Source organism: Loktanella sp. R86503 (assembly GCF_042466455.1).
GTDB lineage: Bacteria > Pseudomonadota > Alphaproteobacteria > Rhodobacterales > Rhodobacteraceae > Loktanella.
Genome location: NZ_JAXHCI010000002.1, coordinates 2,671,594 through 2,684,288, shown reverse-complemented (window position 1 = coordinate 2,684,288; position 12,695 = coordinate 2,671,594). Strand labels below are relative to the sequence as shown.

Here is a 12,695-nt window from a genome sequence, read left to right as displayed (position 1 = left end):
GCGCCCCTCCGGGTTAGGGCTTAGCTGTCGTAGTCGATGACGTGGCGCAGCTGCTTTTCGTATTCCAGCGCCTTGCCAGTGCCAAGCGCAACGCAGTTCAGCGACTCGTCTGCGACGGAAATTGCCAGACCTGTCTGTTCGCGCAGGGCCAGATCAAGCTGACCCAGCAGCGCGCCGCCACCCGTCAGCATGACACCGCGGTCGACGATATCGGCGGCCAGATCGGGCGGTGTCGCCTCCAGCGCGGTCATCACTGCTTCGCAGATTTGCTGCACGGGTTCGGCCAGCGCTTCGGCGACCTGGGCTTGGCTGATTTCGGTTTCTTTTGGCACGCCGTTCAGCAGGTCGCGGCCGCGGATGTGCATGGATGCGCCGCGCCCGTCGTCGGGCATGCGGGCGGTGCCGATGCTGGTCTTGATGCGTTCAGCCGTAGATTCGCCGATCAGCAGGTTATGCTGGCGGCGCAAGTAGTTGATGATCGCCTCGTCCATGCGGTCGCCGCCGACGCGGACGGACCGGGCGTAAACGATATCGCCCAGCGACAGCACGGCCACTTCGGTCGTGCCCCCACCGATATCGACGACCATGTTACCGGTCGGGTCGGTGATGGGCATGCCGGCACCGATCGCAGCGGCGATGGGTTCGGCAATCAGGCCAGCGCGGCGGGCACCGGCGGACAGAACCGACTGGCGGATCGCCCGCTTTTCCACGGGTGTGGCACCGTGGGGGACGCAGACGATGATCTTGGGCTTGGAAAAGGTAGACCGCTTCGCGACCTTGCGGATGAAATACTTGATCATCTCTTCGGCGACGTCAAAGTCTGCGATCACACCGTCACGCATCGGGCGGATCGCCTCAATGCTGCCGGGGGTACGGCCCAGCATCAGCTTTGCGTCTTCGCCGACAGCAAGCACTTTTTTCACGCCATCCTTGACGTGATAGGCAACGACGGAAGGTTCCGACAGCACGATACCGCGACCCTTAATATAGATCAGCGTATTCGCTGTCCCAAGGTCGATCGCCATGTCGGATGAAAACAAACTGTGCCAGATCGCCATGTGGTGTGGCCTTCCCAAGTCGCAAAAGCAGATTTGCCAAGCGATTCCCGGTGCCGCTGGGCTTGTGCCTTATAAGGACAAGCCTTGGTGAAATGAAAGCCCCGGTTTGCTGACCAGGTGGCACGTTTTTGCCACTATAACTTTTGCAACTTTGCGGGGCAATTCTGGGCCTGAATTGCCCCACAATTTGTCATTTTACAACATTTGGCGTTTTATTGACCAACGTCCTTATAACTGACGCCTTTGGTGTCGTGGTCGGGTGCAGTCTTTTCCCGACGCACGATCAAACGGTTTAGCGCATTGATATAAGCCTTGGTCGACGCGACGACCGTGTCCGTATCAGCCGACTGTCCGGTCGCGATGCGGCCGTCCTCTTCCAGGCGGACGCTGACGGTGGCTTGGGCGTCGGTGCCTTCGGTCACGGCATGCACCTGATACAGCTGCAACCGCGCCTTATGATCGAACAGCGCCTTTACCGCGTTGAAGGCGCTGTCGACCGGACCGTCACCGGTGGTGCTGGCGGACTTTTCAACGCCGTCAATCGTCAGGACGATATCAGCGGTTTGCGGGCCGTCGGTGCCACAAACAACACGCAGGGATTTCAGCTTGATCCGGTCCTCGACCGCCTCGTTCTGGCGCATAAGCGCGACAAGATCTTCTTCGAAGACCTCCTTTTTGCGGTCAGCCAATTCCTTGAACCGGACGAAGACATCGGCCAGCTGGTTGTCGGCCAGCTCGTAGCCGAGTTCCGACAGTTTGGAGCGCAATGCAGCGCGGCCGGAATGCTTGCCCATGACAAGTGAGGTTTCGGTCAGGCCCACGTCGGTGGGGCGCATAATCTCGAACGTTTCGGCGTTTTTCAGCATGCCGTCCTGATGGATGCCAGATTCGTGGGCAAAGGCGTTCTTGCCGACGATGGCTTTGTTGAACTGCACCGGAAAGCCGGACACCGTGGCCACGCGCCGAGAGATCGCCATGATCTTTTTGCTGTCCACGTTCGAATGGAACGGCATGATGTCGGACCGGACCTTCATGGCCATCACGACCTCTTCCAGTGCCGTGTTGCCCGCCCGTTCGCCAAGGCCGTTGATCGTGCATTCGATCTGACGCGCGCCGCCTTCGACAGCGGCCAAGCTGTTCGCCGTCGCCATGCCAAGATCGTTATGGCAGTGCGTGGCAAAGATCACGTCCGTGCCGCCTTCGCATTCTGCAATCAGGCGGCGGATCAGGTCGGCAGATTCGACAGGCGCGGTGTAGCCGACGGTGTCGGGGATGTTGATCGTCGTGGCACCGGCTGCGATCGCAATCTCGACCGTGCGTTTCAGGAAGTCCCATTCCGTGCGGGTCGCGTCCATCGACGACCACTGCACGTCTTCGCACAGGTTGCGCGCATGGGTGACGCAGTCGTGGATGCGTTCGGCCATCTGGTCCATCGTCAGGTTCGGGATCGCCCGGTGCAATTCCGAGGTGCCGATAAACGTGTGGATGCGCGGCTTGGCGGCGTGCTTGACCGCTTCCCAGCAGCGGTCGATATCTTTGAAGTTCGCGCGGGACAGGCCACAGATCGTGCTGTTGCGCGAGGCTTTGGCGATGGCGGCGACGGCGGCAAAATCGCCCTCAGAGGCGATGGGAAAGCCTGCCTCGATGATATCGACGCCCATGTCGTCCAGCATGCCTGCAATTTCCAGCTTTTCAGCATGGGTCATCGTGGCACCGGGGGATTGTTCGCCATCGCGAAGGGTGGTGTCGAAAATGAGAACGCGGTCGGTCATGGTCTTTGGTCCTGAGCTTGGTCTGTGTGGGGATGTTCGGCGCTGTCACCTATCGAGCGGTCGCGCCGAAGGGCACGCTCAGGCGTGGTTCAGGCGTAGGTTACGCAGGCCCAGGGCCAAGGTGATGCGGCGCGTATGCATGAGCGCGACTATAGCGCAGGTTTCGCGGGATGAAAGGGGGGAATTGAGGGCGCTGCCCTCGGCCGCGGTGCGGCCTCACCCGGGATATTTTTGACCAGAAGAAATATGGACCTGCGGGGCGGGGGGACTAGGTCAGAAGCTGGAATAGATAAAAGGCGGCACATGGCGCGGGCATTGGTGATCGGGGCTTCCGGCGGGATCGGACAGGCTGTTGTGCAGGCGCTGCATGCGCGGGGCGATACGGTGGTCACGCTGTCACGGCGCGATGACGGGCTTGATGTGACAGATGCGGCGTCGGTTGCGGCGGTTCTGGGCAGTGTTGATGGCCCGTTTGAAATGATTTTTGTCGCGGTCGGGGTGCTTGGGGTGCCTGAGAAGTCGCTGGACGCGATTGAGGCGGGCGCGATGGCGCAGGTGTTCGCGGTCAATGCGATCGGGCCGGCGCTGATCCTGCGGCATGTGCCGCGTCTGCTGCCGCGGCGGGGGCGCAGCGTGTGTGCCGTATTGTCGGCGCGGGTCGGGTCAATCGGGGATAATGCCATCGGGGGCTGGTATTCCTATCGCGCGTCCAAGGCGGCGTTGAACCAGATCGTGCATGGCGCGGCGGTCGAGGTGGGACGCAGCCATAAGGACAGTATCGTCGTGGCGCTGCACCCCGGAACCGTGGATACGCCGTTTACGGCAAACTATACCGGACGGCATAAAACGGTGCCAGCGAATGATGCGGCCGGCAATCTGCTGGAGGTAATGGATGGTCTGTCGGTGGACCAGTCCGGCGGGTTTTTCGATTACGCGGGAAAGGTCGTGCCATGGTGAACCTGATCCTTGTGCTTGGTGATCAGCTGTCGATGAACCTGAGCGCGCTGCGTGCGGGCGACAAGGCCAGCGACGTGGTCGTGATGGCAGAGGTGGCAGAGGAGGCGGGCTATGTCCCGCATCACCCCAAAAAGATCGCATTCCTGTTCGCTGCGATGCGAAAGTTTGCCAAACGGCTACGCGATGATGGCTGGAGCGTCGACTATGCCACGCTGGAGAAGGGCGAGACGAGTATCACCAGCGTCTTGCTGGCGGCCGCTACGCGGCATGGGGCGGACCATGTTATTGCGACAGAGCCGGGCGAATGGCGGCTGATCGCGGCACTGAACGATTGTCCGGTTGATGTCGACCAGCGCCCTGACGATCGCTTTATCGCGTCGCATCAGGACTTTGCCGGCTGGGCCAAGGGGCGAAAGGCGCTGCGGATGGAATATTTCTATCGCGATATGCGCCGCAAAACCGGCCTGATGATGGAAGGTGACGATCCGGCTGGTGGGCAGTGGAATTATGACCACGATAACCGCCAACCCGCGCCTGGGCAGGTCGATTTCAGCGGGCCGATGCGCTTTACCCCCGACGAGACGGTAGAGGAGGTGCTGGCGCTTGTGGCCGACCGCTTTGCCGATAACTTCGGAGATCTGGACGATTTCTGGTTCGCTACCGATCAAGGACAGGCGCGGCAGCACCTGGCGCACTGGATCAAGGGCGGTCTGCCGCAGTTTGGCGATTATCAAGACGCTATGCTGGACGACAACCGTTTCCTTTATCACGGGCTGGTCGGGCTTTATATCAACGCGGGTCTGCTGGACCCGATGGAGGTTTGCAAGGCGGTAGAGGCTGCTTGGCAGGCGGGGGACGCACCAATCAACGCGGCCGAAGGGTTCATTCGCCAGATTATCGGTTGGCGCGAATATGTGCGCGGCATCTACTTTCTGGAAGGGCCGGATTATACCCAGCGCAACGGCTTAAAGCACACGCGCGACCTGCCTGCTGTCTATTGGGGCGGCACGACCTTCATGCGCTGCATGAAGCAAAGCGTCGCGCAAACCAAAGAGGAAGCCTATGCTCACCATATCCAGCGGTTGATGGTGACGGGCAACTTTGCCTTGCTGGCGGGGATTGATCCTGCGCAAGTGCATGAATGGTATCTGGCCGTCTATGCTGACGCCTATGAATGGGTCGAGGCACCCAATGTAGTCGGCATGAGCCAGTTCGCCGATGGCGGCATCATCGCCAGCAAGCCCTATGTCAGTTCTGGCAACTATATTAACAAGATGTCGGATTACTGCGGTGGCTGCGGCTATAAGGTGACGCAGAAAACGGGCAAACAGGCTTGTCCGTTCAACCTGCTGTATTGGCATTTTATGGACCGGCACCGCGATTTGTTCAAAGGCAATCCGCGGATGGGAAATATGTATGCTGTCTGGGACCGGATGGATGCAGACAAGCGCCAGATCATCATCAGCGAAGCCGACGACATTCTGGCGCGGCTTGACGCAGGAGAGCCTGTTTAAGCGGCAAGGGATGTGCCCTGCATCACCTCCGCCGCGATTTCAAAGCTGCGGATGCGGGCAGCGGTATCATGGATCTGTCCGGTCAGAATGACTTCGTCCGGCTGATAGCGGGCGATCAGGTCGGACATTTGCCGTTGCACTGTGTCAGGGCTGCCAACGGCGGTGATGCGCAGGGCGTGATCCACCGCAGCGCGCATGCCAGCGCCGATCAGCCCGTCGATATCGTCCACGGGGGCGGGCAGCTTGCCCGGTTTGCCGCTCCGCAGGTTGGCAAAGGCTTGCTGGACAGAGGTGCGCAGGCGCTGGGCCGCGGCGTCGGTATCGGCGGCAATGACATTGGCGGCCAGCATAAAATGGGGTTTAGACAGGCTATCCGACGGGCGGAAATTGCCGCGATAGGTGGCAATCGCATCCTCTAGCGCGTCAGGGGCAAAGTGACTGGCAAAAGCATAGGGCAGGCCCAGATGCGCGGCCAGTTGCGCGCCGAACAGCGAACTGCCCAGCATCCAGACCGGCACATGGGTGCCTTGGCCGGGGTGGGCCTGCACCGGGCCGGTGGGGTCGTCGCCAAGATATGCGATCAGCTCCAACACGTCCTGCGGAAAGGTGTCGCCGCGCCGTTCCACGCGCATTGCCCGCATCACATGGCCGTCGCCGCCCGGCGCGCGGCCAAGGCCAAGGTCGATACGGTCCGGATACAGCGTTGCAAGCGTGCCGAATTGTTCGGCAATGGCCAGCGGCGCATGGTTCGGCAGCATAATGCCGCCCGCACCGACGCGGATCGTCTTGGTCGCGCCTGCAATATGTCCGATCAGCACAGAGGTCGCGGCGGATGCGATGCCTGCCATATTGTGATGCTCGGCCAGCCAGTAGCGCTGATAGCCAAGCTGTTCGGCACGCTGGGCAAGCGTGACGCTGGCGGCAAGCGCCTGTGCGGTGGTGCTGCCTTCGGGAACAGAGGCGAGGTCGAGGATGGAATACTGCATGGATCGGTCCGTTTGTAGGTTATCTGTTAGTTATGGCGCATGGCGGAGGACGCAAGTGCTGTGCAATCTTGCTTGCATGCGCCACCGCGTCCTGTTCTGTGCTCTTGCGCACATAAAACGCTGCGCCCGCTGACCCGCTGAAATGAAGGAGGCCTGCCGTGAGCCGAATTGACGAGACCAGAGACTTCATCCCCGTCCGCATCGCCGTCTTGACGGTCAGCGATACCCGCAAGCCCGACGATGACAGGTCGGGCGATACGCTGGTGGCGCGGTTGCAGGATGCTGGGCATGTGCTGGCGGCCCGTGATATCGTGAAGGATGATCGCGAAACGATTGCGGCTTGTCTGCGGGCGTGGTGCGCGAACCCTGATGTTGATGTCGTCATCTCGACCGGGGGGACCGGCCTGACCGGGCGCGATGTGACGGTCGAGGCACACCGCGATGTTTATGAGAAAGAAATCGACGCTTTCGGCACCGTCTTTACCCATGTCAGCATGGCCAAGATCGGCACGAGCGCGGTGCAAAGCCGCGCAACCGGCGGCGTGGCGCAGGGCACCTATCTGTTTGCACTGCCGGGAAGCCCCGGGGCGTGCAAGGATGCCTGGGATGAAATCCTGGTGAAACAGCTCGATTATCGGCACAAGCCCTGCAATTTTGTGGAAATCATGCCGCGTCTGGACGAACATCAGCGGCGCAAGTGAACAGTTGTGATGTGGTGATCCGCGAGGTTTGGCCTAGGTTACCCAAAGTGATCTGACGGGAAAAGTGGATGCGATTTTTGCGGCGATCCTTGGTTGGTGTGTTTCTTCTGGCGGTGACGCTGGCGCTGGCGGCCTGGGCGGTAAACACTCTGCGCGGCGCCGTTGTCGCCCGCATGAACGAAGAGCCGCGCAGCTTTACCCCGCGGGAAAGGGTGTTTGCTGTCAATGTCACTGACATCACGCCTGAAACCCTGTCGCCCGTCCTGACGGTCTTCGGAGAGGTCCGCAGCCGTACGACGCTGGCCCTGCGCAGCGCGGTTGGCGGCACCGTGATCTGGACCGCGCCAGAGCTTGTCGAAGGGGGCCGCGTCACCGCCGGGCAGGACCTGCTGCGTCTGGACGATACCAATGCGCGTGCTGCCCGCGACCGAATTGCGGCGGATGTTCAGGATGCGCAGGGCGAAGTGCGCGATGCCGAAACCGGTGTGACGCTTGCCGCGGACGAGCTGGCACAGGCGCAATCACAGCTAGATTTGCGCCGCGCTGCACGGACGCGGGCCACCGATCTGGCGCAGCGCGGCGTTGGCACACAATCGGTCGTTGAAGATGCGCAGCTTGCTGTTTCCGCGGCGGAATCCACTGTTCTGACCCGCCGGCAGTCGCAGGCGCAGGCGGCGGCGCGGCTGGACCAAGCCCGCACCGCGCTGATCCGTGTGCAAATCGACCTGAGCGAGGCGGACCGTACCTTGGACGATACTGTTGTTACAGCGACTTTTGATGGCGTTCTGACAGGCGTGTCCACTGCGCAGGGTGCCCGTCTGACCGCGAACGAGGAATTCGGCACGCTGATGGACCCCGATCAGCTAGAGATCGCTTTCCGCATCTCGACCGCGCAATTTGCGCGGTTGTTGCAGGATGGCGGCACGGTGATCGGGTTGCCTGTGACGGCCAGCCTGAATGTCGAAGGGTTGGATTTGAATGCCAGCGGCACTGTCGACCGCATTGGCGGGTCTGTAGGCACAGGGCAGACCGGGCGGCAGATCTTTGCCGCGCTGGATGACGCGCCCGGTTTGCGGCCGGGGGATTTCGTCACGGTTCAGGTGCACGAACCGCCCCTTGCAGGCGTGGCGCTGGTGCCTGCCACGGCGGTTGCTGCCGACGGCACAGTGCTGGTTGTCGGATCCGATGATCGCCTGGAATTGCAACAAACCCAAGTGCTGCGACGGCAGGGGGATGATGTGATCATTTCCGCCGCAGGTCTGGAAGGTACCCGCGTCGTCACAGCTCGCACCCCCTTGCTTGGTGCTGGCATTGGTGTGCGGCCTATCGCACCGGCAGGCAGCGCCGCTGCCGCGCCCGATAGCATTGTGCTGGATGACGACCGCCGCGCCCGTCTGAAGGCATTCGTGACGGACAGCCCTATGCCGGACGCGGCCAAGGCGCGTATTCTGGCGCAGCTGGATGAACGTCTGGTGCCTGCCGAAACCATCGCCCGGCTCGAAAGCCGGATGGACAGCTGATGGCGGGCGGTCACCAAACAGGCGGTGACGCGCTGAACGCCCGGGCCGGGGGTATTCTGTCCTATTTTACCCGTCACCGGACCATCGCGAACTTGCTGCTGTTCATCATGATCGGCGCGGGTTTGATGGCCTGGCCGAATATGCGGGCCCAATACTTCCCCGATGTTGTCGTCGACGGGATCGACGTCAGCGTGCGATGGGACGGGGCAGGGGCCGAATCCGTAGACGAAGGCATCGTGCAGGTGCTTGGCCCTGCGTTGCAGTCTGTCGAGGGTGTGAGCGACACCTCTGCCCGCTCGACCGAAGGCAGCGCCCGCATCAGCCTTGAATTTGCGCCCGGCACCGATATCGACCGCGCCGCCGAAGACGTACAGGCCGCGATTGATGCGGCGGGCAACTTGCCGGACGATGCCGAGGACCCCGAACTGCGCCGCGGTGGCTGGTCCGACCGGGTAACGGACGTTGTGATCACCGGCCCCGTCGGCGTGGACCAACTGGGCCGCTTTGCCGACGAGATGATTGTGCGCCTTTTCGAAGAAGGCGTCACGCAGGCCACCGTCAAAGGGATCGCCGCGCCTTCGACCATAGTCGAGGTGCCGTCCCTGTCGCTGATCGAACACGATATCGGACTTGCTGATATTGCGGACCGGATCGCAGAAGAGGCGGTCGGCGATGCGGTCGGCGACGTCAGCGGTGCGGCGCGGGTGCGCACGGGCGTGGCAAAACGTAGCGCAGAGCAGATTGCAGCGATTGCCCTGCGCTCCAACCCTGATGGGTCAACCTTGACAATCGGCGATGTGGCGCAGGTCACCGTTGAAGGCGTGGACCGTAGCCGCGCGTATTTCGTCGGTGACAATCCGGCGGTAGAAATTAGCGTCGTGCGCTCTGCCACCGGGGACGCCATTGGTCTGCAAGAAAGCGTGGAAAAGGTCGCAGCAGAGTTGCAGGCGACTTTGCCCGCTGGCACCACGATTGACCTGATCAACGCCCGGGCAGAGCAGATTACCGGGCGGCTGGATCTACTCTTTGAAAACGGGTTGCAGGGCCTCGCGCTGGTTGTAATCCTGCTGTTTTTGTTCCTGAACGCGCGCACCGCACTTTGGGTCGCGATGGGGATTCCGGCTTCGATGCTGGCGGCGATTGCGCTGATGTATGGCTTTGGCATTACCATCAACATGATCAGCCTGTTCGCGCTGATCCTGACGCTGGGGATCGTCGTGGATGACGCCATCGTCGTGGGCGAACACGCCGATTACCGCGCCCGCACCTTGAAAGAGCCGCCGCAGGTTGCCGCTGAAAATGCGGCGAAAAAGATGTTCAGCCCGGTGTTTTCCGCGACCCTGACGACGGTCATTGCTTTCTTTGGCCTTGTCGCCGTGGGCGGGCGATTTGGCAGTTTGATCGCTGATATTCCCTTTACCGTGATCGTAGTGCTGGCGGCATCCCTGGTCGAATGCTTTTTGATCTTGCCCAACCACCTAAGCCATTCCATCGGCCCCAATGCCGGGCAGGCGTGGTATGATGCGCCCTCGCGCTGGGTCAATCGCGGCTTTGATGCCTTTAGCCTGCGGGTATTTCGCCCCTTCATGGAACTGGTGATCCGCGCGCGTTATCCTGTGTTTGCAGCAGTTCTGTTGATCCTGGCCACCCAGGTCGCGCTGTTCATTCGTGGCGACGTGCGCTGGCAGTTCTTTTCCAACCCCGAACAGGGCGAGGTGACGGGGAATTTTGCCATGCTTCCCGGTGCGACCCGCACCGATACGATTGAAATGATGCACGAAATGCAGCGCGCGACGCAGGTCTTATCGGACCGGATCGCTGCTGAAACCCGTACCAATCCTGTGACCTATGTCGTTGCGGAAATCGGCGGTAACGCAGGGCGCGGCATTGCCGGGGCCGACCAGAAAGATCCCGACCAGCTTGGGGCCATCAGCATCAGCCTTGTCGATGCCGATAGCAGAGAGATAACGAGTTCCGAATTCGTCAGCGCCCTGCAAGAAGAGGTCGTGCAATCGCCTATGGCCGAAACCGTCAGCTTTCGCAGTTGGGGTTCGGGGCCGGGGGGCGATAGTCTGGATGTGCAGATGTCCGGTGCCGATGCGCAAACGCTAAAGGCCGCGTCAGAGGCTCTCAAATCCGAACTGACCCAATTCCCCGAAATCAGCGGGCTAGAGGACAGCCTTGCCTATGACAAAGAAGAGCTGCTGCTGGAACTGACCCCGCAAGGAGAGTCGCTTGGTCTGTCCATCGACGCGCTGGGCAGTATCCTGCGCGATCGCCTTGGCGGGATCGAGGCGGCAAGCTATCCCGATGGCGTCCGGTCCGCCACGATCCAAGTGCAACTGCCCGATGAAGAGCTGACGCAGGATTTCCTTGATCGCACGCAAATCCGTACCGGTGATGGCATTTATGTGCCCTTGGGCGACGTGGTGACCGTGACCAGCCGCACCGGCTTTAGCACGGTGCGCCGGGAAAACGGTGTGCCGCTAATTTCCGTAACGGGCGATTTGTCGGACGACGACCCCGACCGCGCGGCAGAGGTGAACAAGATCATTGATGAGACGATCTTGCCCGCGATTGCCGAACGCTTTGGCGTCGAAACCCGGCTGGCGGGTCTGTCAGAGCAGGAAAGCGCATTTCTGACCGACGCCCGCAATGCACTTATTCTGGTGCTGGGGGGCATTTACCTCAGCCTTGCGTGGATATTCAGCAGTTGGACCCGTCCCATGGTGGTGATGGCGATCATTCCCTTTGGCTTGATCGGAACGATTTACGGTCACAACGCCTGGGGCATCCCGATGAGCCTGTTCACTGTTGTTGGGATGATCGGCATGGTCGGGATTATCATTAACGATTCGATTGTGCTGGTCACAACCATCGACGAATACGCCGCCGATCGCGGGTTGGTGCCTGCGATTATCGACGGCACAGCGAACCGCTTGCGGCCTGTGCTGCTGACCACGTTGACGACTGTGCTGGGCCTTGCGCCGCTGCTGTTCGAAGGGTCGACGCAGGCCGAATTCCTAAAGCCGACGGTGGTGACGCTGGTCTATGGCTTGGGCTTTGGCATGGTGCTGGTGCTGTTGGTCGTGCCGTCGCTTATCGCGATGCAGGCGGACTTTGCGCGGCAGATCACCGCCGCGCGCCGCGCCTTGCGTGCTGGCCGCCGGGCGATGTGGCTGCCTGCGGGCCTTGGCGTTGCGGCGGCGCTTGCACTGTTCAGCACCCTGGTGCTGCCTGTGCTGCTGACCGGCGCGGCGTGGCCTGCGCTGCAAGGTATTGCGCCCGCCAGCGCCGGGTTGGCGATGGGTGTCTTCATCGCCGGATTGGCGGGCATTTTAGCAGCCATCTATTTGATGGCTGCGCTGGCGCTGGGTTTGCGCCGCAACTAGCCAGCGGTGCAGCCCTGCACTTCGATGGCGCGATCCGATCCCAGCAGCGTGAACCGCACGGCGCTGCGGTCAAAGGCAAAGGTCTCTCCTGCGCCGCGCACCATTTCGGCCTGCGCTGTCACGGTGTTGCCTTGCCGCGTGATAACGGGTTCGGACACCCAGATGTGGGGATCGCCAGCCTCGACCACCAAAGCTTCTTGCGTGCCGGTCGCGGGCAGGGTCAGCACTGCGTCCAAGTGCAGGCCGTTGTCTGTCGGGGTCACACGGCAGGTGGCAGAGCCGCTGTTTTGCGGCTGGTTCAACAGCGCCCCGACAATCGCCGGATCGCGTCCACCGTCGGTCAGCGGCGCGTCAAAGTGCAACTGCGCGGGGATGCAAATATCAAGGCAAACCCCGATATCCAGCGTGCCCGTCAGCTGCAGATCGCCGCTGCCGGTAACTTCGATCGGCAACGTCAGGCTGTCGTGATAGCCGATGGACCGCATGCCGTTCTGGTCGAACACCTCTGGCGTGGGCCAGTGGAACGCAACGCTTTGCACGTTGCCGTCCGTGATGGTGATCTGTGGCGGAATGCCCGCATCGCCGGGCGCGCGCCAATAGGTTTTCCATCCCGGGGCAAGTGTCAGGCGCAGGGCAGCCATATGGGTGCCGTCGGCGGTTTCCCAACCGGGCAATACCTCGACCGATGCAACATCTTGGGCAACAGCTGCGGCGGGCACCATCAAGACGGCGGTAAGAAGGGCATGGATATGTGTCATGACGCCCTTCCTGCGCAAAACGCTTTGACATGGGAAG

Annotated in this window: 9 protein-coding genes; 5 read left to right on the top strand and 4 right to left on the bottom strand. The window is 61.5% G+C overall.

What is annotated here, in order from left to right:
• Positions 1-20 precede the first annotated feature (20 nt).
• Positions 21-1,058 (bottom strand): rod shape-determining protein, encoded by a 1,038-nt coding sequence (locus SJY10_RS14180; protein ID WP_072858148.1) that lies wholly within the window; start codon positions 1,056-1,058, stop codon positions 21-23.
• 212 nt (positions 1,059-1,270) lie between these two features.
• The gene (locus tag SJY10_RS14175) at positions 1,271-2,830 is read right to left on the bottom strand and encodes a 2-isopropylmalate synthase (RefSeq protein ID WP_386683755.1); all 1,560 of its coding nucleotides are present in this window, start codon (positions 2,828-2,830) and stop codon (positions 1,271-1,273) included.
• Positions 2,831-3,133: 303 nt separating this feature from the next.
• Here SJY10_RS14175 and SJY10_RS14170 point away from each other — a divergent pair, with 303 nt between their 5' ends.
• Complete coding sequence (locus SJY10_RS14170; RefSeq protein ID WP_386683753.1) at positions 3,134-3,787, top strand: SDR family NAD(P)-dependent oxidoreductase; 654 nt, start codon at positions 3,134-3,136, stop codon at positions 3,785-3,787.
• A complete protein-coding gene (locus SJY10_RS14165) occupies positions 3,781-5,301 on the top strand; it encodes a cryptochrome/photolyase family protein (protein ID WP_386683751.1) in 1,521 nt (506 codons plus the stop codon). The genes SJY10_RS14170 and SJY10_RS14165 overlap by 7 nt, the downstream gene beginning before the upstream one ends.
• Here the strand turns inward: SJY10_RS14165 and SJY10_RS14160 are convergent.
• Positions 5,298-6,287 carry an LLM class flavin-dependent oxidoreductase gene (locus SJY10_RS14160; RefSeq protein WP_386683749.1) on the bottom strand — a complete coding sequence of 330 codons (990 nt, stop codon included), beginning with the start codon at positions 6,285-6,287 and terminating at the stop codon, positions 5,298-5,300. The genes SJY10_RS14165 and SJY10_RS14160 overlap by 4 nt on opposite strands.
• Before the next feature lie 158 nt (positions 6,288-6,445).
• On the opposite strand from SJY10_RS14160, the gene moaB reads away from it, so the two are divergent.
• The 3 genes from moaB to SJY10_RS14145 all read left to right on the top strand — a co-directional run bounded on the left by moaB (position 6,446) and on the right by SJY10_RS14145 (position 11,900).
• A complete protein-coding gene (moaB, locus tag SJY10_RS14155; RefSeq protein WP_386683747.1) occupies positions 6,446-6,988 on the top strand; it encodes a molybdenum cofactor biosynthesis protein B in 543 nt (180 codons plus the stop codon).
• A gap of 68 nt (positions 6,989-7,056) precedes the next feature.
• Positions 7,057-8,508 (top strand): efflux RND transporter periplasmic adaptor subunit, encoded by a 1,452-nt coding sequence (locus SJY10_RS14150; protein WP_386683745.1) that lies wholly within the window; start codon positions 7,057-7,059, stop codon positions 8,506-8,508.
• Positions 8,508-11,900 (top strand): efflux RND transporter permease subunit, encoded by a 3,393-nt coding sequence (locus SJY10_RS14145; protein ID WP_386683743.1) that lies wholly within the window; start codon positions 8,508-8,510, stop codon positions 11,898-11,900. The genes SJY10_RS14150 and SJY10_RS14145 overlap by 1 nt, the downstream gene beginning before the upstream one ends.
• On the opposite strand, the gene SJY10_RS14140 is transcribed toward SJY10_RS14145, so the two are convergent.
• Positions 11,897-12,658, bottom strand: a complete 762-nt coding sequence (locus SJY10_RS14140; RefSeq protein ID WP_386683741.1) for a protein-disulfide reductase DsbD domain-containing protein — start codon at positions 12,656-12,658, stop codon at positions 11,897-11,899. The genes SJY10_RS14145 and SJY10_RS14140 overlap by 4 nt on opposite strands.
• Positions 12,659-12,695: the final 37 nt, after the last annotated feature.

Excerpts from the sequence above, each read along its gene's own strand:
- SJY10_RS14180 (WP_072858148.1), bottom strand. The coding sequence starts at position 1,058 with ATGGCGATCTGGCACAGTTTGTTTTCATCCGACATGGCGATCGACCTT.
- SJY10_RS14175 (WP_386683755.1), bottom strand. The coding sequence starts at position 2,830 with ATGACCGACCGCGTTCTCATTTTCGACACCACCCTTCGCGATGGCGAA.
- SJY10_RS14170 (WP_386683753.1), top strand. The coding sequence starts at position 3,134 with ATGGCGCGGGCATTGGTGATCGGGGCTTCCGGCGGGATCGGACAGGCT.
- SJY10_RS14165 (WP_386683751.1), top strand. The coding sequence starts at position 3,781 with ATGGTGAACCTGATCCTTGTGCTTGGTGATCAGCTGTCGATGAACCTG.
- SJY10_RS14160 (WP_386683749.1), bottom strand. The coding sequence starts at position 6,287 with ATGCAGTATTCCATCCTCGACCTCGCCTCTGTTCCCGAAGGCAGCACC.
- SJY10_RS14150 (WP_386683745.1), top strand. The coding sequence starts at position 7,057 with ATGCGATTTTTGCGGCGATCCTTGGTTGGTGTGTTTCTTCTGGCGGTG.
- SJY10_RS14145 (WP_386683743.1), top strand. The coding sequence starts at position 8,508 with ATGGCGGGCGGTCACCAAACAGGCGGTGACGCGCTGAACGCCCGGGCC.
- SJY10_RS14140 (WP_386683741.1), bottom strand. The coding sequence starts at position 12,658 with ATGACACATATCCATGCCCTTCTTACCGCCGTCTTGATGGTGCCCGCC.